The sequence below is a fragment of the Bradyrhizobium sp. 14AA genome, assembly GCF_054185205.1.
On record NZ_JAVAYM010000007.1, the window covers coordinates 298,775 to 321,341 of the forward strand.

Sequence of the window (22,567 nt, forward strand, 5' to 3'; positions counted from 1 at the left end):
TCAGCGCGTGCCCGTCGCGCGTGCCGCACTCTCGCGCGCCAGCAATGTGCGCGTCGCTGCGGTGACGTCGGCCTGTCGCATCAGGCTTTCGCCGACCAGGAAGGTCGACATGTCGACGCGTTCGAGCCGGGCAAGATCTGCGGGCGTGAAGATGCCGCTCTCGCCGACCATCAGCCGTTCGCTAGGGATCAGCGGCGCCAAGGCCTCGCTGGTCGCGAGCGTGGTCTCGAAGGTGCGCAGATTGCGGTTGTTGACGCCGATCATCGGCGAGCGGAGATTGAGTGCGCGGTCGAGTTCGGCGCGGTCGTGGATCTCGATCAGCACGTCCATGCCATAGGCGAGCGCGGCGTCCTCGAGATCCCTGGCGACCGCATCGTCGAGTGCTGCCATGATGATCAGGATGCAGTCGGCGCCGTGCGCGCGGGCTTCGACAACCTGGTAGGTGTCGAACATGAAGTCCTTGCGCAGCACAGGCAGCGACGTCGCCGCGCGCGCGGCCACCATGAAGTCGAGATGGCCCTGGAACGAGGGCGTGTCGGTCAGCACCGACAGGCAGGCGGCGCCGCCCGCCTCATAGGCCCTGGCGAGCTGCGGCGGATCGAAATCTGCCCGGATCAGTCCCTTCGACGGCGAGGCCTTCTTGACCTCCGCGATCAGCGCGTAGCCGCCGTCGGCATGCTTGGCCTTGATCGCGCGCACGAAGCCGCGCGGTGCCCCTTGCGCCTTGGCCATCGCTTCGACCGCCGAGAGCGGCTGCGCGCGCTTGGCGGCCGCGATCTCCTCGCGCTTGTAGGTTTCGATCTTGGTCAGGATGTCCGACATTCCAGGCTCAGCTGTTGGAGACGGCGATCAGGTGCTTCAGCCGCGCGCTGGCGGCGCCGCTGTCGAGTGACTTTGCGCCGATCGCAACGCCTTCCTTGAGGTCCTTGGCGCGTCCGGCCACGACCAGCGCGGCGGCGGCATTGATCAGCGCGACATCGCGGTAGGGGCTCGGCTTGCCGTCGAGCACGCTCTGCAGCGCGATCGCATTGGCATCGGCGTCACCGCCTTTGAGCGCGCCGGCCTCGCAGCGCGGCAGGCCGGCGTCCTCCGGCGTCACCTCGAAATTCCGGATCTCGCCATTGTGGAGCGCTGAGACGAAGGTCGGGCCGGTGAGGGTGATCTCGTCGAGGCCGTCGGAACCGTGCACCACCCAGACGGATTCGGAGCCGAGGTTCTTCAGCACCTGCGCCAGCGGCTGCACCCATTGCCTGGAGAATACGCCGACCATCTGTCGCTTCACGCCGGCCGGGTTGGACAACGGGCCGAGCAGATTGAAGATCGTGCGTGTCGCAAGCTCGACCCGGGTCGGGCCGACGTTCTTCATGGCGGGGTGGTGAGCGGGGGCGAACATGAAGCCGATGCCGCATTCACGCACGCAGCGGCCGACCTGATCGGGCCTGAGGTCGATCTTCACGCCGAGCGAAGCCAGCACGTCGGCGGCACCCGAGCGCGACGACAGCGCACGGTTGCCGTGCTTGGCCACCGGCAGGCCGGTGCCCGAGACGATGAAGGATGCACAGGTCGAGACGTTCACCGAGCCCGAGCCGTCGCCGCCGGTGCCGACGATGTCGACGGCTTCCGCGGGGGCGTCGACCATGAGCATCTTGGAGCGCATCGCCGAAACCGCGCCGGTGATCTCGTCCACGGTCTCGCCGCGGACCCTGAGCGCCATGAGCAGGCCACCCATCTGCGAGGGCGTGGCCTCGCCGGACATCATGGCGTCGAAGGCGGAAGCCGCTTCGTCACGCGACAGGCTGGCGCCGGTCGCCACTTTTCCAATGATCGATTTCAGGTCGTCCATCGCGTGCTTTCAACTGTCTACTGGTTCGCGCCCGTCACCTGCGCGAAGGCGGCCTGATTAATGGTGGTCCCGATGTCGGTTTCAAGCTTGTTGACGTAGGATGCGACCTGCTCCTCGGTCAGCGCACGGTCGAGGCTGTCCTTCAGCTTCTTGATCGCGTCGGAGGCGGCGTCGACCGGGGGATCGACGATATCGGTGACGCGGAAGACGATCACCTCGGTGCCGCCGGTGACCGGCGTCTGCCCGACGCCGTCCTTGACGGCGCGGAAGGCGGCAGCCACGACGGTCGCGGGCACGCTGGCGGGCGAGTCGTCGCGCTTGAAGCCGGTCGCGGTCTCGACCTTGGCGCCAATCGCGGCCGCTTCATCGGCGAGCTTGCCGCCGGCTTCGAGCTTCTGCACCATCTCGGTCGCCTTGGCCTTCAGCTTGGCGGCGATCTGGTCCTGACGCCAGCGCGCCTCGACCTGGTCCCGGACCTCGTCGAGATTGCGGTCGCGCGAGGGCGTGATGGCAAGCACGTCGTACCAGACATAGCCGCCCTTGAACGAAATCGAGTCGTTGTCGACACCGACGTCGGTGTTGAAGGCCTGCGATACGACGTCGAGGCCCTGCGGGATGTTGGCGACCTGCTGGCCGTTCGGGGTACGGCCGGAGCGGTCGACGGCGTCGATGGTCACGGCGGTGAGGCCGAGCTTCTGCGCCGCGTCGATCACGCTGGAGCCGCCGCCGCGCTCGTCTTCCATCTTGTCGCGGAGATCGGCGACCTTGACGCGCGCGCGCTCGGTGGCGATCTCGCGCTTGATGTCGCCGGCAACCTTCGCAAAGTCGGCCTCAGCGCCCGGCTCGATCTTCTCGACCTTGACGATGGAGGTGCCGAGAGCGCCCTGGATCGGCTGGCTGATCTCACCGGCCGGAAGCGCGAATGCAGCATTCCCGACCGCGGAGTCGAGCGCGGATTTGGTCACGAGCCCGAGGTCGACGTCGGAGGCACTTAGCCCGCGCTCCTTGCCGAGGTCCTCGAACGACATCCCGCCGACGATGCGGTCGCGGGCAGCCTGCGCGTCGGCCGCATTGGGGAATACGAGTTGCTGGATCTTGCGCTTCTCCGGCGTGCCGAGCCGGTCCTTGCGCTGGTCGAACACCTTCCTGGCGTCCTCGTCGGAGACCTCGCTCCATTTGCCGATGTCTTCCGGCGAGACCACAACGAAGGCGATCTTGCGGTACTCGGGCGCGCGGAACTGGACCTTGTGGTCTTCGAAATAGGCGGCGAGCGCTTCGGGCGAGGGCGCGTCGATCTGACCGGCCTGAGCTGCGTCCAGCCTGACGAATTCAATGGAGCGCTGCTCGTTCTGGAAGCGGGTCAGCACGTCGATCATCGCCTTCGGCGGTTCGAGGCCGGCGCCAATCGTGCCGGTGATCTGCCGGCGCAGCGAAACCTTGCGCTGCTCTGAGACGTAGCGCTGCTCGGTGTAGCCGAAATTGCGGATTACGGACTGGAAGCGGTTCGGATCGAAGCTGCCGCCGACGCCCTTGAAGTTGGGGTCGTTCATGATGACCTGGCGGATCTGCTCGTCGGACTGGCCGAGCCCGAGCCGGCGCGCCTCTTCGTCGAGGGCAGCTTCCGCGATCGCCTGCTGCAGCACCTGGCGGTCGAGGCCGAAGGCGCGCGCCTGGTCGGGCGTCAGCGGACGGCCGAACTGGCGGCTGATCTGTTGCAGGCGGTCCGTATAGATCTGGCGGAATTCGTTCAGCGAGATCTCGGTACGGCCGATCTTGGCCACCGTGGACTGGCCGAAGCCCTTGAAGATGTCGGCGATGCCCCAAACGCCGAAACTGATGATCAACACGCCCATCACGACGGCCATAATGGTCTTGCCGAGCCAGTTTGATGAGGCCTTGCGCATTCCTCGAAGCATTTGGTCCAACTTGTTTGGTCAGGAGGGGAACGGGAGCGCGTCTTAATGCAGATTCCGCAAAAGCGCGTCACCAAATTGATATGGCATCATAAAGTGGCGGCTTTTCCCCCGCAACCTCAGGTCACGGGGTGTCGAAGCTGCGGTTAAGCGCCTTCGGTCTCTGGAACTGCCGCGGCTCCTCTGCTAGCGCATGCACAAACCTCATTTTGCTGGAAATTAACATGACCGACGCCATCCGACCGCTGATCGCCGGCAACTGGAAAATGAACGGCCTGAGGGGCCAGGCTGCCGAATTTGACGCCATGCTCAACGGCGCGGCAGACGTGGCAGGCAAGGCTGACCTGCTGGTTTGCCCGCCGGCGACCCTGATCGCGGCCTTCGCCGAGAAGGCGGGCGGCAAGAAGGTCGCAGTGGGGGCCCAGGATTGCCATCCCAAGGCCTCCGGCGCCCATACCGGCGATATCGCCGCCGAAATGCTGGCTGACGCGGGAGCGACCGCTATCATCGTCGGCCATTCCGAGCGCCGCGCCGATCACGGCGAGGGCGACGCCCTGGTGCGGCAAAAGGCCGAAGCCGCCTGGCGGGCCGGCGTCACCGCGATCGTCTGCATCGGCGAGACGCAAGGCCAGCGCGATGGCGGCCAGACGCTCGACATCCTGCGCGGCCAGCTCAATGGCTCGCTGCCCGACGGTTCCACGGCCGCGAATCTGGTCGTGGCCTATGAGCCGGTCTGGGCGATCGGCACCGGCCTGACCCCGACGGCGAAGGATGTCGAGCAAATTCATGGGTTTATCCGGGAGTTCCTGACCTCCCGGTTCAAGGCTGACGGCGCCAGGATGCGGATCCTGTACGGCGGCTCGGTCAAGCCCTCGAACGCGGCCGAGCTGATGGCGGTCAAGAACGTCAATGGCGCGCTGGTCGGCGGGGCCAGCCTGAAAGCGGCCGATTTCCTTGCGATTGCCAAGGGCTGCCCCTAGCTAAGCCAAACTGTTGTGCCGGGCCGATCGGGGGTGGCAATGCCCCTTCCGATCGTGTAACACCGCGCAACTTCAGGAAAACCCCGCGAAGCGCGATCGGCCGCCGTCAGGCGCCGCCCGCTTGTGACGGAAGGACACTATGCAGACCGTTGTCATCGTCATCCACCTCATGATCGTCGCCGTCATGATCGGCGCCGTCCTGCTCCAGAAGTCGGAAGGCGGCGGTCTCGGCATGGGCGGCGGCGCGGGCTTCATGTCGAGCCGCGGCACCGCGAACCTCTTGACGCGGACCACCGCGATTTTGGCGGCGGGTTTCTTCCTTACCAGCATGTTCCTGTCCTGGCATGCGGGCTACAGCCGGGCGCCGTCGTCAATCATTGGCACGCCGGCGTCGCAGACCCAGCCGGCCGGCGGATCGCCGATCGCGCCGCCGACATCGGGCGGCATCCTGGATACGCTCAAGAAGGCCGACGAACAGCAGCAGGCTCCGGCGCCGAGCGGTCCCCAGGTGCCGCGCTCGCAATAAAGCAGGGGGGCCATGCAGGGCGGCTGCTACCGTCCTGCATCAACTATCCCCATCAAGACACTGTCACCACTCTTCGTTTCTGGCTCACCCACAGGCCCGCAAAATCTTTGGGGCGGAATACGAATCGCTTTGGCGAATCGAATTCGAGGGATTAGAGGTTAAGTCCCATGGCGCGGTACATATTCATCACCGGCGGCGTGGTTTCTTCGCTCGGCAAGGGTCTGGCTTCAGCGGCACTCGGTGCCCTGTTGCAAGCCCGGGGCTACAAGGTCCGCCTCCGCAAGCTCGACCCCTATCTCAACCTCGATCCCGGAACGATGTCGCCGTATCAGCACGGCGAAGTGTTCGTGACCGATGACGGCGCGGAGACCGATCTCGATCTCGGTCACTACGAGCGCTTCACCGGCCGGCCTGCGACAAAGCAGGACAACATCACGACCGGGCGCATCTACCAGGACATCATCACCAAGGAGCGCCGTGGCGATTATCTCGGCGCGACCATCCAGGTGGTTCCGCACGTCACCAACGCCATCAAGGAATTCGTCCTCTCCGGCAACGATGACTACGATTTCGTGCTGGTCGAGATCGGCGGCACTGTCGGCGACATCGAGGGCCTGCCGTTCTTCGAGGCGATCCGCCAGCTCAAGAACGAGCTGCCGCGCGATCATGCCATCTACATTCACCTGACGCTGCTGCCCTACATTCCGAGCGCCGGCGAGTTGAAGACCAAGCCGACGCAGCACTCGGTGAAGGAGCTGCGCTCGATCGGCATCCAGCCGGACATCCTCCTCTGCCGCACCGATCGCGAGATTCCAAAGGAAGAGAGGCGCAAGCTCGGTCTGTTCTGCAACGTGCGCGAGAGCGCCGTGATCGAGGCCCGCGACGCCGACAGCATCTATGCCGTGCCTGAAGCCTATCACGCGGCAGGACTCGACGACGAAGTGCTCGCCGCCTTCGGCATCGAATCGCGCATCCCGCCGGTGCTCAAGAGCTGGCACCAGATCAACGAGCGTATCCGCAATCCCGAGGGCAACGTCACCATCGCCATTGTCGGCAAATACACCGGCATGAAGGATGCGTATAAGTCGCTGATCGAGGCGCTCTCGCATGGCGGCATCGCCAACAAGGTCAAGGTCAATCTGGACTGGATCGAGAGCGAGATCTTCGAGAAGGAAGATCCGGCGCCGTTCCTCGAGCACGTCAACGGCATCCTGGTGCCGGGCGGATTCGGCCAGCGCGGCGCCGAAGGCAAGATCAGGGCGGCGCAGTTCGCGCGCGAGCGCGACGTGCCGTATTTCGGCATCTGCTTCGGCATGCAGATGGCGGTGATCGAGGCCGCGCGAAACCTCGTCGGCATCGAGGACGCCAACTCCACCGAGTTCGGTCCCACCAAGGAGCCGCTGGTCGGCCTGATGACGGAATGGCTGCGCGGCAACGAGCTCGAGAAGCGCTCGCAGGCCGGCGACCTCGGCGGCACGATGCGGCTTGGCGCCTATCCCGCCGCGCTCGGTCGCGGCAGCCGCGTCTCGCAGGTCTATGGCGGCGCGACCGAGATTTCCGAGCGCCACCGTCATCGCTACGAGGTCAACACCGCCTACAAGGACCGCCTCGAGCAGCACGGCTTGAAATTCTCGGGCCTGTCGCCCGACGGCGTGCTGCCGGAGATCGTCGAGTACGAGGATCACCCCTGGTTCATCGGCGTCCAGTTCCACCCCGAGCTGAAGTCGCGCCCCTTCGAGCCGCATCCGCTGTTCGCCTCCTTTATCCAGGCGGCGATGGTGCAGAGCCGGCTGGTCTGATTTCCTAAGGCGTCACGGTGAAGTCGTGCTCGCGATGCATTGCGTCGCGAGCGACCGGCGCTGAAGCGTCAGGCGCCCGCGAGCCCGCGACGAGGGTCATCTGCGGCCTCCGCGTCAGCTTGTAGACGGCGGCGGGCGGGATATTCAGCATCGCGCGATCGATCAGCGTTGCGCGCAGGCCGAGCCGGTCGAGCACCGGCCGCGGAATGGGGCAGCTCATCCCATAGGTGAACTGGTAGAATGCGCCGCCGGGGCGGACGTGACTGAAGGCGCCGCCGACAATCGAGATCACCTTGCGCGTCGACATGTTGAGCAGGGGCAGGCCGCTCACCACGGCGCCGACGGGCGCGCCGTCATAGAGGCGCTCCGCCGCAAGCCGCGCTGCGTCCATCCACAGCACGCGCGCGCCGGGAAAGCGCATCTGCAGCAGCTTCATGAAGTCCGAGCCGTACTCGATGAGCGTGAGGTCTTCCTGACGCACGCCGCGCTTCAGCAGCTTGTAGGTGAACGCGCCGGTGCCGGGGCCGAGCTCGAGGATCGGGCCGGTCGATGCGCTGATCTCGCGCGTGATCAGATCTGCGAGTGCCGCGCCCGATGGTGCGATTGCGCCGACCCGGCGCGGGGACGACATCCAGGACAGGAAGAACGAGAGAAAATCGTTGGGCATGTGCACTCCGGCATCTTGGTTGCGCCTCGAAAGATCAGAGGCGAGACGGATGCAATGTTGCGGAGGCGCATTGCGACAGCATTGCGCTATCAAGGGCGGATGCGGATTGAATCAACTCTGTCGCATCGGCGGCAGCGTCATCCTGAAGCAGGCTCCGCCATCCGGTCCGTCCGCGACCGAGACGTGGCCGCCATGCAGCTGCACGATCTCGCGCACCATGTTGAGACCCAGGCCCGCGCCGCGATCGAGCGGCGTCAGCCGGTAGAACGGCTCGAAGATCTGCTCGCGCTGATCGGCGGGAATGCCGGCGCCTTCATCGGTGACCTCGATACTCGCGGGTCTGCTGACGCGAATCCCGATCGTGCCGCGGCGCGGGCCGTGCTGGATCGCATTCTGCACGAGATTGGTCAGCGCGCGCTCCAGCGCGGCCGCATCGCCGATCGTCTCGATCGGTGTCTCCGGCGCATCGAGCGCCAGCTCGTAGCCGGCGGCAATCGCCAGCGGTGCGAGGTCGGCGGCGACGCTCTGCGCAACCGCGGCGAGATTGACGTTGGTGAAGGGGTGGCCGCAGCGGTCGAGCCGCTGGATATCGAGCAACTGCTCGGCAAGCGTGGCGAGCCGTGCTGCATCTTCCAGCAGGCGGGTCTTGTCCGGACCCGCGGCAAGCGATTCCAGCCGCGTGTTCAAAATCGCGATCGGCGTGCGCAGCTCGTGTGCGGCGTCGGCCACGAAGCGCTTGTGGCGGGCATAGCCCTGGTCGAGCCGCGCCAGCGCGTCGTTGACCGCGGTCACCAGCGGCACGACCTCCAGCGGAATCCGTTCCACCGACAGCCGTGCGCCGCGCTGATGGATGTCGATGCGGCGCGCCTCGTCCGCCGTGGTGTCGAGCCCGCGGAAGGCGCGCTGTACGATCATCGGCGTCGCAATGAAGGTCGCCGTTCCCATCATGAGCAGGCTGGGCAGGGCGATGCCGAGGAACGCGAGCGATGTCATGAACAGCGCCTTCGCGCCGGTGAGCCGTCCTTGCGTGGCCGTGATGATCTGCACATTGCCGGCGTCGGTCTCGACGCGCTTCAGCCGCGCCGCCGGCTTGCGCGGGTCGTCCTCGAACATCTGCCAGCCGAGCCGCGCCTGGCTGATTTGGTCGAGGCCGCTGCCTATTGCAGCGAATTCAGCCGGCACGGTGCCCTCGCTGAGCGAATGTCCCTGCTTGTCGCGGACCAGAAACCAGAGGTCGGGTGTCTCGCCACGCAACTGTTTCAGCTCGGGTGTCTGCCGAAGGATCAGGCCACCTTGAGCGTCACGCGCGAGCGCGCGCTGCACGACGTCGATCACGCGATCTTCGTCCCGTTCGGCGAGCACGAAGCCGGACGCGCACAGCCCGGCGAGAACGACTGCAACCAGCGCAACCAGAATTGCGGCCTGCAGCGAGAGCAGGCGCCAGCTCAGCCGCGAGCGCAGGCAATAGGGATCGTCGTGCTTGCTCATGTCAGCTTCTTCAGCAGATAGCCGACGCCGCGAATGCCATGGATCTCCACGCCGGCATTGGCCTCGGCAAGCTTGCGGCGCAGCCGCGAGATATGGGTGTCCAGCGCATTCGACTGGATCTCGTCGTCGAAATTATAGACGGCTTCTTCCAGTGCCGAGCGCAGCACGGTGCGGCCCATGCGGCGGAGCAGGGCTTCAAGCACCAGCAGCTCCCGGCGTGGCAGCTCGAACGGCTGGCCGTCGATGCTGGCTTCGCGATGGCCGACGTCGAAGGCGAGGCGGCCAGTGCGGATGACATCGGGGGAGATGCCGGCGGGGCGCCGCAGCACGGCACGCAGCCTTGCCAGCAATTCCTCGACCGCGAACGGTTTGGCCAGATAGTCATCGGCACCGCTGTCGAGCCCGGCGATGCGATCGGCGAGTTCGCCGCGCGCGGTCAGGACGATGATCGGCACGCCGTCGGCGCGTGCGCGAAGTTTTGGGATCAGGGCAAGGCCGTCGCCGTCAGGAAGCTGGCGGTCGAGCAGAACGGCGGCATGGACGTCGGCGGAAATGGCTTCTTCCGCATCCGCAAGCGTGGGGGCGTGATCCACCACCATGTCGTAGCGCCTCAGCGCCGTTGAAAGCGCCGTGGCCATCTCCGCCTCATCCTCGACGAGCAAAATCCGCATGATCTTGATACCTGAACCGCAACTCAGCCTTTCTAGCGGCCCGATCATTGCGGCAGCATTGCGGGAAGTGGACGCGGCGTGTTGTCGGAGGCTGTCCAGCCATGCGCGAAACGCTACCGGGGGCGGCCAGGCGGGGCTCAAGACAGCCTCATGGCCGATCGCTATAACCGCCGGACCTGTTCAGGGAGGGAAACAACCATGATCTACGAGATGCGCATCTATCGCTGCGTGCCCGGCCGCCTGCCGGCGCTGCTGAAGCGGTTCGAGACGGTGACGCTGAAGCTTTGGGAGAAGCACGGCATCAAGCAGGCCGGCTTCTTCACTACGCTGATCGGTGAATCGAACCAGGAACTGACCTATTTCCTGGCCTGGGAGTCGCTTGCCGACCGCGAGGCGAAGTGGGGCAAGTTCATGACCGACCCGGACTGGATGAAAGCGCGCGCCGAGAGCGAAGCGGACGGCCAGATCGTCGGCAACATCGTCAGCCAGCTCCTGACGCCGACCGCCTTCTCGTCGGTCAAGTAAGCGACCGCCAGCGCAAGGGCCTCGCAGGGAACCCCGGTGCAACCCTGATATTCGGGGGGCCCGGGGCGAATAGGGTTGATCCGACCCTGATGGCGGCTATGGTCGCGCCGAAACGAGGGATTTGCCTTGAGCTCTTCGACGTCAGCAGCGCCGATCGTCACCGTCGGCAGCGTCAAATTCGGCAATGATCTGCCGCTCTCGATCATTGCAGGCCCCTGCCAGCTCGAAAGCCGGCAGCATGCGCTGGAGGTCGCCTCCGCGCTGAAGGAGATCGCCGCGCGGCTGAAGATCGGCCTCGTCTACAAGACCTCGTTCGACAAGGCCAACCGCACCAGCGCGTCCGCTGCGCGCGGCCTTGGCCTTGCGCAGTCGTTGCCGATCTTCGCCGAGATCCGCTCCTCGCTCGGCCTGCCGGTGCTGACCGACGTGCACGATGCCGCGCAATGCGCCGAGGTGGCGCAGGCGGTCGACGTGTTGCAGATTCCAGCCTTTCTGTGCCGCCAGACGGATCTCCTTCTTGCTGCGGCCGCGACGGGCAAGGTCGTCAACGTCAAGAAGGGCCAGTTCCTGGCGCCATGGGACATGGCCAATGTCGTCAGCAAGATCACCAGCGCTGATAATCCGAACGTGCTGGTGACCGAGCGCGGCGCCTCCTTCGGCTACAACACGCTGGTCTCCGACATGCGCGCGCTGCCGATCCTGGCGCGCACCACCGGCGCGCCCGTGATCTTCGATGCCACCCATTCGGTGCAGCAGCCGGGCGGGAAAGGCTCGTCCTCGGGCGGCGAGCGCGAATTCGTGCCGGTGCTCGCGCGCGCGGCCGTGGCGGTTGGCGTTGCCGGCGTCTTCATCGAGACCCATCCCGATCCTGACAGGGCGCCGTCCGACGGCCCCAACATGGTGCCGCTGGCCGAGTTCGAAGGGCTGATCCGCAGGCTGATGGCGTTCGACGCGCTCGCAAAGAGCACCATGCGCTGATGCACGAGCCTGGGACGAGGCCGTCCTCCGAGCAGAAGTTTCCGCCCGCGATCAATATCATCGCGCTCGCCGGTTTCTCGGCGGCGTTGTCGACGCGGGCGCTCGATCCCGTCCTGCCGCATGTCGCGGAGGACTTTGCGATCAGCATCACGACGGCGGCGAGCATCGCCGCCGGCTTCGCCTTGATCTACGCGCTGGTTCAGCCGGCGATCGGAGCGGCCGCCGATCTGTTCGGCAAGGCGCGATTGATGACATTGTGCCTGGCGCTGCTCGGCGTTGCATGCATCCTCGGCGCACTCGCCAGCTCCTTCTCGGGCCTCTTCGCGAGCCGTATCCTGGCCGGAATCGCCGCGGGCGGCGTGTTTCCCGTCGCGCTCGGTCTGACCTCTGACCTCGTTGCGCCCGCCAAGCGGCAGATCGCGATCGGGCGCACGATGGCGGGTTCGATGGCCGGCAATCTGCTCGGCGCGAGTGCCTCCGGCATCATCGGCGATCTCATCGGCTGGCGCGGTGTGCTCGTGATCCTCGGCGCGCTCGGCCTGATCGCGGCGGTCGCGGTGGCGGCGGGCTTTCGCGGGGCCGCTCTGGCTGCGCCGCCGAAGACCGACCTGAAAACCTTGAGGCAGGGCTACCGCACCATCTTCGCCAATCCCAACACGCGCTTCTGCTACTCCGCCGTGTTCGTCGAGGGCTGCTGCGTGTTCGGCCTGTTTCCCTTCATCGCCGCTTTCCTGTTCGACCTCGGCGAGAAATCGCTCTCGATCGCCGGCATCGTGATCGCGGGTTTCGCGGTCGGCGGGCTGTTCTACACCCTCACCGTATCGCGCTTCCTGCCACGGCTCGGCGTCAAGGGCATGATGATCGCGGGCGCGTGCGTCGTGGGGCTGCAGCTCGGCGTGCTGGCTTTCGGTCCCGGCTGGAAGCTTCAATTCGTCAGCATGCTGGCGATGGGCTGGGGCTTCTACATGATCCACGGCTGCCTGCAGGTGTTCGCCAGCGAGCTGTCGGTCGGGGCGCGTGCGACGGCGATGTCGCTGCATTCGTTCTTTTTCTTCATGGGACAGACGGTGGGCCCGCTCGCCTATGGTTTCGGACTCCAGCATGGCGGCAAAGTGCCGACCCTGATCGCGAGTGCGGCGATCATGGTCGCGCTGGGCCTCGTCTGCGCCCGACTGCTCAAGCCGCGTGCACCGTCGGACGCGCGCTGAGGTCTGTTCGGCTTCCTTCAGGGGGGCATCGTACCCACCACGGCACCGTCGGCCCGGTATACATGGCACACGAATTGCTTTTATTCTGGGCAAATCGAGGTGTGAAACCGTGGACGCCCAGCCCATCCGTTTGCCCAACGCGGCCGGCGCGCCCCGGTTGGCCGGATATCCCACCAAGCCGCCACTGCGGCGTTTCCTGACCCATTGCCACGAGGAATTCAGGGCCGACAATTCCGGTGAGCTCGCCGACTACATCCCCGAGCTGAAGCGCGCCAACCCCGATCATTTCGGTATCGCGCTCGTCACCATCGACGGGCATGTCTACGAGGTCGGCGACAGCGACGTGCCGTTCACGATCCAGTCGGTGTCGAAAGCATTCGTCTTTGCACTGGCGCTGGAGATGGTTGGCGAAGAGCGCGTCGCCGCCACCATCGGCGTCGAACCTAGCGGCGAGGCCTTCAACTCGATCCGGCTCACCAACGACAACCGTCCCTTCAACCCGATGGTGAATGCCGGCGCGATCGCCTGCTCGGGCCTGATCTTTGATGTGGACGGGAAGGGTGCTTTCGAGCGCGTCCGCTCGAAGCTCAGCGAGTTCGCCGGCCGCGAGCTCGGCGTCGACGAGGCCGTGCACGCCTCGGAAACCGCGACCGGCAACCGCAACCGCGCGATCGCCTGGCTGCTGCGAAACTACGCGGCGCTGCCGGATGACGTCGATGCCGTGCTCGACGTCTATTTCCGCCAATGCGCGATCCTGGTGACGGCGCGCGACCTCGCGGTGATGGCGGCAACGCTCGCCAACCGTGGCATCAATCCGGTGACAGGCGTACAGGTGATCACGCCGAACATCGTCGCCCGCACCCTGTCGGTGATGACGAGCTCGGGCATGTACGATTATGCCGGCGAGTGGACCTATCGCGTCGGCATTCCCGCCAAGAGCGGCGTCGGCGGCGGCATCGTCGCGGCGCTGCCCTCGCAACTCGGGCTCGGGACTTTCTCACCGCTGCTCGACAACCATTTCAACAGCGTCCGCGGCCTGAAGGTCTGCGAGGCGCTGTCGGCGCGGTTCGACCTGCACATGCTCAACCGCAACGCCGACGTCCGCACCAGCATCATGGCGGATTACGACATCTACGGCATCTCCTCGCGCCGCAGCCGCCAGCCGCACGAGCAGCAGATTCTCGACGAGCGTCACAGCGACATCCGCGTGCTCGAGCTGGTCGGCGCGATGAATTTCGGCACCATCGACTACGTCACGCGACGGCTCGCCAGCGAGCCGCCGAACGCGCCGCTGCTGATCATCGATTTCCGCCGCGTCCCCGACATCACCGCAGCCGGCGCGGAGCTGCTGGGCGAGACGCTGGCCGCGCTCGGCAATGCCGGTGTCACCGCGATCCTGTCCGGCTTCGAGGAGACCTCCGCGGTGTGGGCGGCGATTGCCGCGCGCACGGCGGAGCCGCGCCGGTTGCGGCGCTTCGCGCTGCTCGACGACGCCATCGAATGGGCCGAGGACCAGGTGATCTACCGCTTCGGCGGCTTCACCGACGTGAAGGAGAGTGCGCATCTCGGAGAGCAGGCGCTGCTCGCCGAGCTCGACGCGGACGAGATCGCCGCGATCGTGAAGCTGTCGACCACGCGGCATTACGCGGCAGGTCAGCGCATCGTCGCCGCCGGCGAGCCCGCCAATTCGCTGTTCTTCCTCCAGAGCGGCATGGTCAGCGTGAAGCTGCGGAGCGGCGTGCGGCTCGCCTCGCTCGGCCCGGGCATGGAATTCGGCGAGATGGCGATGCTCGAGCAAAGCCGCAGCGCCGACGTCCTCGCGGACACGCCCGTCACGTGCCTCGAACTGCCGCTCGACAGCTTTGCCGACTACCGCCGCCTGCACCCGGAAACGTCGCTGAAGATCATGCGCAACCTCGCCGCCATCCTGGCGCGGCGGTTGGTCGCTGCGAATGCGAAAGTCGACCTGCTCAGCGCGTACTAGCCCCGGCCGCGATAGGGCGCGACACCTTGCTCGGGCACCCACAGGCCCTTCGGCACGCGGCCGGTCTGCCAGAACACGTCGATCGGAATGCCGCCGCGCGGATACCAGTAGCCGCCGATGCGGAGCCATTTCGGCTTGATCTCGCTCGCAATACGCTTGCCGATCATCACGGTGCAGTCCTCGTGGAAGGCGCCATGATTGCGGAAGCTCGCGATATAGAGCTTGAGCGATTTCGATTCCAGCAGCCACGCACCCGGCGCGTAGTCGACCATCAGATGCGCGAAATCCGGCTGTCCCGTGACCGGGCAGAGCGAGGTGAATTCCGGCACGGTGAAGCGCACCAGATAATCGGTACCCTTTTGCGGATTGGGCACGCGGTCGAGCTGGGCGTCTTCCGGTGCGTGCGGCCATTCGACCGCGCGGCCGAGCTGAAGTGATTTCTTCGCCATCGTGTTTCGCGTCCTTTCGGGGACGCTTCTTTAGGCGATCGACTGGATCATGACCACCCTGTCGTTGCCGGACTCGCAGCCCCAGAGCTCGCCCGGCCGCCCGTCGAGCTGGCGGACGTTCGCATTCGCCTTGTCGCTGGCCAAGACGTTGAATGTCTCGGTCGCGGGATCGAAGCGGACGATGGCGTTGGCGGAGAAATCGGTGAGCCAGACCTTGTCCCTGTCATCGACGAAAACGGCGTAGGCGCGGGGACGCTCGCCCGGCAGCTTCCAGGTCTTCCAGGAGCCATCGGCGGGATCGTGCACCGAGACATGGCCGCTGTTCCACTCGCTGACCCAGATCCGGCTCCTTGAATCCGACCAGACGCGCCGTGAGCCCGCATTCGGCGTCGGCGGCTGCACGACGCTGGCATTGCCGGTCACAAGATCGACTTTGGCGATGTAGCTGCCGGCGAGCGAGGCGTACCAGATGTCGCCCTTGGGCGTCACGGTGATGCCATAGGGCCCGATGCCCTTCGGCGCCTTGAATACCGTCATCTCGCCAGATTTCGGCACAAGCCGGCCGTAATAGCCGGACTGGCCGGTGAACCAGTAGGTGCCGGTCTTGTCGAACACGCCGGTGTTGAGATTGGCTTGGGCGAATTTCTCCGGCAGGCGGAACAGGGTGACCTTGAGATCGCCGGGGTCGACCCGCGCGATCGCGTTCTGGCCGCCTTCGGTGATCCATGGGGCGCCGTCGGGACCGATGGTCACGCCATGCGGGGCCGCACCCTGGCCGAGGCTGACCGTCTTGAAAGCGCCATCCCGGGGATCGAGCCTGCCGAGCAGGCCCTTGCCCTGCGCCGTGAACCAGACCGTGCCGTCCGGGGCGGGCGTGAGATCGTGCAGGCCGATGCCGGCGCTGACAGGGAAATATTTTGTCCGGAACTGGCCTTCCTGCGCAAAAACCGGGCGGCTGGCGATGAGCGCGGCACCCGAGCCGAGAAACTGGCGGCGATTCATGGCGTTACCCCGACTGTTTCATATTGAGGTTGGACGCGCGGAGCAGATGCCGTCGAGCATAATCTGAGGTTCTTCACGCGTCAGTCGAAGCGGCTTGCCCAAGCGTTCACATTTGCTTGCGGCCCGTGTAAGACCCGCGGCACCGATCAGCTCTAACGAACGGAAGTGCACATCATGACCGCCATCATCGACATCATCGGCCGCGAAATTCTCGACAGCCGTGGCAATCCCACCGTTGAGGTCGACGTCGTGCTGGAAGATGGCGCGCTCGGCCGTGCCGCGGTGCCGTCAGGCGCCTCCACGGGCGCCCATGAGGCGGTGGAACTGCGCGACGGCGACAAGGCCCGCTATCTCGGCAAAGGCGTCACCAAGGCGGTCGGCGCCGTCAACGGCGAGATCTTCGAGGCCCTGAGCGGTCTCGATGTCGAGCAGCAGGCCCAGATCGACCAGATCATGATCGACCTCGACGGCACGCCGAACAAGAGCCGGCTCGGCGCCAACGCCATCCTGGGCGTCTCGCTCGCCTGCGCCAAGGCGGCCGCCAACTCGCTCGACATGCCGCTCTACCGCTACGTCGGCGGTACTTCGGCCCGGCTGTTGCCGGTGCCGATGATGAACATCATCAACGGCGGCGTGCATGCCGACAACCCGATCGATTTCCAGGAGTTCATGATCCTCCCCGTGGGCGCGTCCTCCTTCGCCGAGGGCCTGCGTTACGGCGCCGAGGTCTTCCACACGCTGAAGTCCGAATTGAAGAAGGCCGGCCACAACACCAATGTCGGCGACGAGGGCGGCTTTGCGCCGAATCTGCCGTCGGCCGACGCCGCACTCGAATTCGTCATGAACGCGATCGGCAAGGCCGGCTTCAAGGCGGGCTCGGACATCGTGCTCGGCCTCGATTGCGCCTCGACCGAGTTCTTCAGGGACGGCAAATACGTCTATGAAGGCGAGGGCAAGACCCGTTCGATCTCCGAGCAGGCCAAGTACCTTGCAGACCTCGTCGGCCGCTATCCGATCGTGACCATCGAGGACGGCATGTCGGAAGACGACATGGACGGCTGGAAGGAGCTCACCGACCTCATCGGCAAGAAGTGCCAGCTCGTCGGCGACGACCTCTTCGTCACCAACGTCAAGCGTCTCGCCGAGGGCATCAAGACCGGCCGGGCCAACTCGATCCTGATCAAGGTCAACCAGATCGGCACGCTGACCGAGACGCTCGCCGCCGTCGAGATGGCGCACAAGGCCGGCTACACCTCGGTGATGTCGCACCGCTCGGGCGAGACCGAGGATTCCACCATCGCCGACCTCGCCGTCGCCACCAATTGCGGTCAGATCAAGACCGGCTCCCTTGCGCGTTCCGATCGGACCGCCAAATACAACCAGCTCCTGCGCATCGAGCAGCAGCTCGGCAAGCAGGCGCTCTACGGCGGCAAGGCGGCACTGAAGGCGCTGGCATAAGCCAGCGCTTTAACAAGGACAGGGGAGGATCGACATGAGCGACGGCAAGACCGGCCTGCAACTGCGTTCGCTGATCAAGAAGAGCGGAGAGCTGGAAATCTCGCTGCTCGACGTGCCGACCCCCGAGCCCGCCGCGGACGAAGTCGTCGTCCGCGTCGAGGCGGCTCCGATCAACCCGTCCGACCTCGGGCTCTTGGTCGGCGCAGCCGACATGAGCACCGCGAAGGCTTCGGGCGGCAAGGACGCGCCCGTCATCACCGCGAAGGTGCCGGAAGGCGCGATGCGGGCGATGGCAGGTCGCCTCGACGAATCCATGCCGGTCGGTAACGAAGGCGCCGGCATCGTCATCAGGACCGGCTCGTCGGATGCCGCGAAGGCGCTGATGGGCAAGACCGTCGCCATGATCGGCGGGGCGATGTACGCGCAGTACCGCACGCTGAAAGTGCGCGAATGCCTGCCGCTGCCTGATGGCACCACGCCCGCGGAAGGCGCCTCCTGCTTCGTCAATCCGCTGACCGCGCTCGGCATGACCGAAACCATGCGGCGCGAAGGCCACAAGGCGCTGGTGCACACCGCGGCCGCCTCCAATCTCGGCCAGATGCTGAACAAGATCTGCATCAAGGACGGCATTGCGCTGGTCAACATCGTGCGCAGCAAGGAGCAGGCCGACATCCTGCACAAGATCGGCGCCAAATACGTCGTCGATTCCACTGCGCCGAGCTTCCTCGGCGATCTCACCAACGCGCTGGTCGAGACCGGTGCCACCATCGCCTTCGACGCCATCGGCGGGGGCAAGCTTGCCGGCGATATCCTCAACTGCATGGAAGTCGCGATCAACAAGACCGCCAAGGAATACAGCCGCTACGGCTCCAACGTGCACAAGCAGGTCTATGTCTACGGTGGGCTCGATGTCCGCCCGATCGAGCTGCCGCGCGGCTTCGGCATGGCCTGGGGCGTCGGCGGCTGGCTGCTGTTTCCGTTCCTGATGAAGATCGGGCAGGCGGACGGCACCAAGCTGCGGCAGCGCGTAGTGGACGAATTGAAGACCACCTTTGCCAGCCACTACACCAAGGTGGTGTCGCTTCAGGAGGCGCTCGATCCCGCCAACATCGCGGTCTACGCCAAACGCGCCACCGGCGAAAAATTCCTCATCAATCCGAACAAATCGTGACGTGCGGCGCGTTCCCCGGGAGGGGAACGCGCCGCGACGGTCAATCCTGGCTTGATCGATGCTTATGCCTGGGCAGTCGGCCGAACGACGATCTCGCCCACATCCACGTTGTCCGGTTGACCTATCGCAAAAGCAATGGCTTCTGCGATAGCGCTCGCCGGAATGGCGATCGCCTTCATGCTCGCTTGCCCCTGCTCCCGTAGCGTCGAATCCGTCATGGAGGATGGAAGCTCGGTATCGACGTAACCCGGGGAGATGGTCGTCACCCGAAGCGAGGGACCGGCCTCCTGACGGAGCCCTTCGGAAATCGCCCTGACGGCATTCTTCGATCCCGCGTAGACGGCCATTGTCGGAACGATCTTGATGCCGGCGGTCGACAGGGTGTTGACGAAATGACCGAAGCCCTGACGTCGAAAGACGGGCAGGGCCGCGGCGATTCCGTAGAGCACGCCTTTCACGTTCACGTCGATCATGTCGTCCCAGTCGCCGACCCTTAGATCGTCCAGACGGGAAATCGGGGCAATCCCTGCGTTGTTGATCAGGACGTCCAGCTTCCCGTGTCGTTCCGTTGCGAGTCCGACGAGCCTGGCGACATCCTCGCGTCGCCTGACGTCGGTGACGAGATACGATGCCTTTCCGCCCCTTGACGCGATGTCGGCTGCAAGCACCTCCAGCCTGTCGGAGCGCCTCGCGCCGAGGATCACGACGGCGCCGCGTTCTGCGAGATGACGGGCGGTGGCCTCGCCAATTCCACTGCTGGCGCCCGTGATGGCGATGACCTTGCCTGCGATGCCTGTCATGGGTGTTCCATCGGGTTCGTTGCGAGAAGAACTTCGCATCGGAAACGAGGATGTTCTATGCTCGAAGTGCTCGATAATCGTCGAGATCGGATCAAGCCTTGGACAAACTCTCCGGCAAGGACTTCGACGGGCACTTGCGCAAAACCTTGGACCCTCTGTCTCAGGTCTTCTCACTCCTGGACGTTCGCGCTGCGCGTTGCACGAGGTTCGAGGCGGGCGGCAATTGGTCGTATCGGTTCCCGGCAAAGCCCGCCTTGAAGTTCGGCGCGGTCTTCCAAGGTGATTGTTGGATCGATTTTGGCGACGACGCCCGTCATCGGCTTGCCACCGGCGACTGTTTTCTTTTGGCAAACGCGCCGTCCTATGTCCTGGCCAACGACGAAAGCCTTGCCCCCGAAGACGGTATCGCAGCGTTCGATTGGGCGCAGTCCGATGTCGCGCGCCACGCGGGCAGCGACGACGTTCTGCTTGCCGGCAGTTTCGGTTTCGAAGCGTCAAACGCTGAATTGCTGCTCGATGCACTCCCTCGCTTTTTGCTGATACCATCGCGCAGCCCACCGGCATCCGTCATTCATTCCACGCTCCAGATTCTTGATCTTGAGATCAGGGGAACAGGAATCGGGGCGGCCGTGCTCACCGACAGGCTCGCCGACGTTCTGCTCGTCCAGGTGCTCCGCGCGGCGCTGGATCAGAGTGCTGGCGAGGGTTTGGGATGGATCAGCGCATTGGCCGATGCCAGGATCGGCAAGGCAATCAGGCTGATGCACGAAGACGTCGCCCACCCCTGGACCCTGGAATCATTGGCCGGCGCGATCGCCATGTCGCGATCTGCGTTTTCGAAGCGGTTCAAGTCGAAGGTGGGGCTGGCTCCGCTCGACTACCTCCTGCGATGGCGCATGCGGCTTGCATGCGATCAGCTGCGGCGTGGCGCGACCGTTTCGGCAACCGCCGCGCGGGTGGGATATTTGTCGGAGAGCGCCTTCGGACATGCATTCAAACGAGTCTACGGCCATGCACCGAAGCGATACGGGCGTGGACAGGCCATCAGCGAAAAATTCCTCATCAACCCAAATAAATAATCGTGATGTGCGACGGCATGTCACCCAAAAAAGAGGACTTGCCTTCTGAGCGAAGCGGGAGATTATTCCCGCCGCCGTTGAAAGCGGAAAAACCGCAAGGCGCTCAGAAGGGGACCTCTATGACCGATCTCAATCGCCGTCACCTGCTCGCAGGTGCCGCAGCCATTGGCGCGGCTGCCGTGACCGGCCTCCGGCCGACCGCCGCCGATGCCGCAGTGCCGCAAGCCGGGACGCAGGCGCCGGGCTTCTATCGCTACAAGGTCGGCAGCCTCGAGTGCACCTCGATCAATGACGGGGCGCGCACCTTCCCGATGCCCGACAAGTTCGTCGTCAACGCGCCGAAGGAGGAGGCGGCCGCCGCGGGCGAAGCCGCCTACATGCCGAAGGGCATGGTCACGGTGCCGTTCAACCCGCAGCTCATCAACACCGGCTCCAAGCTGGTGCTGATCGACACCGGCAACGGCGTCGCCAATCTCGAGCCGAGCAAGGGCGCGGTCGGCCGCACGCTGCAAAACCTTCAGGCCGCGGGCGTCGATCCGAAGAGCATCGACGTCGTGCTGCTCTCGCATCTGCACCCTGATCACACCAACGGCATTCGCCTCGCCGACGGCGCGCTCGCCTTCCCGAATGCGGAGATCATGGTGTCTGGCAAGGACTGGGAGTTCTGGACCAGCGAGGACAACGCCGCCAAGGCCGAGTCCAATCCGATGATGAAGAACTACTTCGCCAACGTGAAGAAGACCTTTGCCGGCCTCGAGTCCAAGGTGACGAAATACGAGTGGGGCAAGGAGGTTGCGCCGGGCATCACCTCGATCGCGACGCCGGGCCACACGCCCGGCCACACCTCGTTCGCGGTCGCCTCGGGCGATGCGAAGGTGCTGATCCAGTCCGACGTCACCAACATTCCGGAATTCTTCCTGCGCAATCCGGACTGGCACGTGATGTTCGATGCCGACGCCGCAATGGCGCAGGCGACCCGTCACAAGTTCTACGACATGGCGGCGGCCGAGAAGGCAACCGTGATCGGCTTCCACTTCACCTTCCCCTCGGTCGGTCATATCGAGAAGGACGGTGCGAAGTACCGCCTGATCCCGTCGGCGTGGAATCCGACGATCTGATCAGGATTGGGCATTTGCGCGAAGCATCAGGCCGCCATTTGGCGGCCTGATTGTTTGGGCGACCATCTGCTTTCGCGAAACACAGCGTTTCCAAATCACGCCGGTTCATGCACTTGCATCCATCAGCCGAGATGGCTTAAGTGCCGCCCCGGCACTCCCGCTCAAGCCCCCAAGGACACTCCATGGCCTACAATATCGTCGTCATCGCCGGCAGTCTGCGCAAGGACAGCTTTTCGCTGAAGATCGCCAATGCGCTCGCCAAGCTCGCGCCGGCCTCGCTCAAGCTCGAGGTCGTCACCCCGGCGGGCATCTCGTTCTTCAACCAGGACCTCGAGGGCGCGCCGCCCGCGGATTGGCTGGCCTTCCGTGAGAAGCTCCAGAAGTCCGACGGCGTCCTGTTCATCACGCCCGAATACAATCGCGCGATCCCCGGCGCCCTCAAGAACGCCATCGACGTCGCCTCGCGGCCCTATGGCAAGAGCTCGTTCAACGGCAAGCCGGTCGGCATCATCTCCAACTCGCCGGGCCCGCTCGGCGGCGTCAGCGCCGCCAAGACGCTGCAGAACATCCTGCCGGGCATTGCCGGCCCGATCATGCAGCAGCCGGAGACCTATCTGAACGCGGTCGGCGACGCTTTCGATGCCGAGGGCAACCTGACCAAGGACGCGCTGAAGGGAGTGCTCCAGGCCTACATCGACGCCTTCGCCGCGCACGTCGCGAAGCACCACGGCTGAGGCTCTCCAGTCGAGGCAGCTCAACTCTTCGTCATGGCCGGGCTTGGCCCACGGCTGTCCGGTTCAAAATTATTGGACAGAGCGCATGGCGTTGATTCTACTCGATCCTGGACGTCTGCAAGCGTTCCGGGACACGAATGGAGATCAGCGCCATGCCGCACCACAATACAGTAT

General features: G+C 65.1%; 21 protein-coding genes. 12 read left to right on the top strand and 9 right to left on the bottom strand.

All coding sequences use genetic code 11. The features are described 5' to 3' along the window. From trpC to RAD15_RS16170, 3 genes are read right to left on the bottom strand one after another with little or no spacing between them, the layout of a single operon-like run. Nucleotides 1–822, bottom strand: coding sequence for an indole-3-glycerol phosphate synthase TrpC (gene trpC, locus RAD15_RS16160; protein ID WP_458179069.1), 822 nt, complete (start codon nt 820–822; stop codon nt 1–3). A gap of 7 nt (nt 823–829) precedes the next feature. Further along, nucleotides 830–1,843 (bottom strand): anthranilate phosphoribosyltransferase, encoded by a 1,014-nt coding sequence (gene trpD / locus RAD15_RS16165; RefSeq protein ID WP_458179071.1) that lies wholly within the window; start codon nt 1,841–1,843, stop codon nt 830–832. 17 nt (nt 1,844–1,860) lie between these two features. Beyond that, entirely contained in the window at nt 1,861–3,759 is a 1,899-nt protein-coding gene (locus tag RAD15_RS16170; RefSeq protein WP_458179073.1) for a SurA N-terminal domain-containing protein, read from the bottom strand. A gap of 221 nt (nt 3,760–3,980) precedes the next feature. Between RAD15_RS16170 and tpiA the strand changes: the two genes are divergently transcribed. The 3 genes from tpiA (at nt 3,981) to RAD15_RS16185 (ending at nt 7,061) form a co-directional block, all read left to right on the top strand. After that, nucleotides 3,981–4,736 (top strand): triose-phosphate isomerase, encoded by a 756-nt coding sequence (gene tpiA / locus RAD15_RS16175; RefSeq protein WP_458179132.1) that lies wholly within the window; start codon nt 3,981–3,983, stop codon nt 4,734–4,736. Between the two features lie 139 nt (nt 4,737–4,875). Next, nucleotides 4,876–5,262, top strand: a complete 387-nt coding sequence (gene secG / locus RAD15_RS16180; RefSeq protein ID WP_458179075.1) for a preprotein translocase subunit SecG — start codon at nt 4,876–4,878, stop codon at nt 5,260–5,262. A 167-nt stretch (nt 5,263–5,429) separates the two neighbouring features. Beyond that, nucleotides 5,430–7,061, top strand: coding sequence for a CTP synthase (locus RAD15_RS16185; protein WP_458179077.1), 1,632 nt, complete (start codon nt 5,430–5,432; stop codon nt 7,059–7,061). Nucleotides 7,062–7,065: 4 nt separating this feature from the next. On the opposite strand, the gene RAD15_RS16190 is transcribed toward RAD15_RS16185, so the two are convergent. The 3 genes from RAD15_RS16190 to RAD15_RS16200 all read right to left on the bottom strand — a co-directional run bounded on the left by RAD15_RS16190 (nt 7,066) and on the right by RAD15_RS16200 (nt 9,887). Next, complete coding sequence (locus tag RAD15_RS16190) at nt 7,066–7,728, bottom strand: class I SAM-dependent methyltransferase (RefSeq protein WP_458179079.1); 663 nt, start codon at nt 7,726–7,728, stop codon at nt 7,066–7,068. Nucleotides 7,729–7,839: 111 nt separating this feature from the next. Beyond that, nucleotides 7,840–9,216, bottom strand: a complete 1,377-nt coding sequence (locus tag RAD15_RS16195; RefSeq protein WP_458179081.1) for a sensor histidine kinase — start codon at nt 9,214–9,216, stop codon at nt 7,840–7,842. Continuing rightward, nucleotides 9,213–9,887: a response regulator transcription factor gene (locus tag RAD15_RS16200; RefSeq protein WP_458179083.1), complete on the bottom strand. Its 675-nt coding sequence runs from the start codon at nt 9,885–9,887 to the stop codon at nt 9,213–9,215. The genes RAD15_RS16195 and RAD15_RS16200 overlap by 4 nt, the downstream gene beginning before the upstream one ends. A 198-nt stretch (nt 9,888–10,085) precedes the next feature. Here RAD15_RS16200 and RAD15_RS16205 point away from each other — a divergent pair, with 198 nt between their 5' ends. The 4 genes from RAD15_RS16205 to glsA all read left to right on the top strand — a co-directional run bounded on the left by RAD15_RS16205 (nt 10,086) and on the right by glsA (nt 14,582). Beyond that, nucleotides 10,086–10,412 carry an NIPSNAP family protein gene (locus RAD15_RS16205; protein WP_326897278.1) on the top strand — a complete coding sequence of 109 codons (327 nt, stop codon included), beginning with the start codon at nt 10,086–10,088 and terminating at the stop codon, nt 10,410–10,412. Between the two features lie 126 nt (nt 10,413–10,538). Next, nucleotides 10,539–11,390, top strand: a complete 852-nt coding sequence (kdsA, locus tag RAD15_RS16210; protein ID WP_458179085.1) for a 3-deoxy-8-phosphooctulonate synthase — start codon at nt 10,539–10,541, stop codon at nt 11,388–11,390. Next, on the top strand, nt 11,390–12,598 hold the full coding sequence (locus RAD15_RS16215) for an MFS transporter (RefSeq protein WP_458179087.1): 1,209 nt from the start codon (nt 11,390–11,392) through the stop codon (nt 12,596–12,598). The genes kdsA and RAD15_RS16215 overlap by 1 nt, the downstream gene beginning before the upstream one ends. Before the next feature lie 109 nt (nt 12,599–12,707). Next, a complete protein-coding gene (gene glsA, locus RAD15_RS16220; RefSeq protein ID WP_458179089.1) occupies nt 12,708–14,582 on the top strand; it encodes a glutaminase A in 1,875 nt (624 codons plus the stop codon). On the opposite strand, the gene queF is transcribed toward glsA, so the two are convergent. After that, entirely contained in the window at nt 14,579–15,031 is a 453-nt protein-coding gene (gene queF / locus RAD15_RS16225; RefSeq protein WP_458179091.1) for a preQ(1) synthase, read from the bottom strand. The genes glsA and queF overlap by 4 nt on opposite strands. A 30-nt stretch (nt 15,032–15,061) precedes the next feature. Continuing rightward, entirely contained in the window at nt 15,062–16,033 is a 972-nt protein-coding gene (locus RAD15_RS16230; RefSeq protein ID WP_458179093.1) for a Vgb family protein, read from the bottom strand. A 174-nt stretch (nt 16,034–16,207) separates the two neighbouring features. On the opposite strand from RAD15_RS16230, the gene eno reads away from it, so the two are divergent. Beyond that, on the top strand, nt 16,208–17,491 hold the full coding sequence (gene eno / locus RAD15_RS16235) for a phosphopyruvate hydratase (RefSeq protein WP_458179095.1): 1,284 nt from the start codon (nt 16,208–16,210) through the stop codon (nt 17,489–17,491). A 34-nt stretch (nt 17,492–17,525) separates the two neighbouring features. After that, nucleotides 17,526–18,662, top strand: coding sequence for a zinc-binding dehydrogenase (locus RAD15_RS16240; protein WP_458179097.1), 1,137 nt, complete (start codon nt 17,526–17,528; stop codon nt 18,660–18,662). Between the two features lie 62 nt (nt 18,663–18,724). Here RAD15_RS16240 and RAD15_RS16245 read toward each other — a convergent pair whose 3' ends face one another. After that, entirely contained in the window at nt 18,725–19,462 is a 738-nt protein-coding gene (locus tag RAD15_RS16245) for an SDR family oxidoreductase (RefSeq protein ID WP_458179099.1), read from the bottom strand. Between the two features lie 98 nt (nt 19,463–19,560). On the opposite strand from RAD15_RS16245, the gene RAD15_RS16250 reads away from it, so the two are divergent. The 3 genes from RAD15_RS16250 to RAD15_RS16260 all read left to right on the top strand — a co-directional run bounded on the left by RAD15_RS16250 (nt 19,561) and on the right by RAD15_RS16260 (nt 22,393). Next, a complete protein-coding gene (locus tag RAD15_RS16250) occupies nt 19,561–20,541 on the top strand; it encodes an AraC family transcriptional regulator (protein WP_458179101.1) in 981 nt (326 codons plus the stop codon). Between the two features lie 119 nt (nt 20,542–20,660). Beyond that, nucleotides 20,661–21,659 carry an MBL fold metallo-hydrolase gene (locus RAD15_RS16255; RefSeq protein WP_458179103.1) on the top strand — a complete coding sequence of 333 codons (999 nt, stop codon included), beginning with the start codon at nt 20,661–20,663 and terminating at the stop codon, nt 21,657–21,659. A gap of 182 nt (nt 21,660–21,841) precedes the next feature. Further along, on the top strand, nt 21,842–22,393 hold the full coding sequence (locus tag RAD15_RS16260) for an NADPH-dependent FMN reductase (protein ID WP_458179105.1): 552 nt from the start codon (nt 21,842–21,844) through the stop codon (nt 22,391–22,393). The last annotated feature ends 174 nt before the right edge of the window (nt 22,394–22,567 follow it).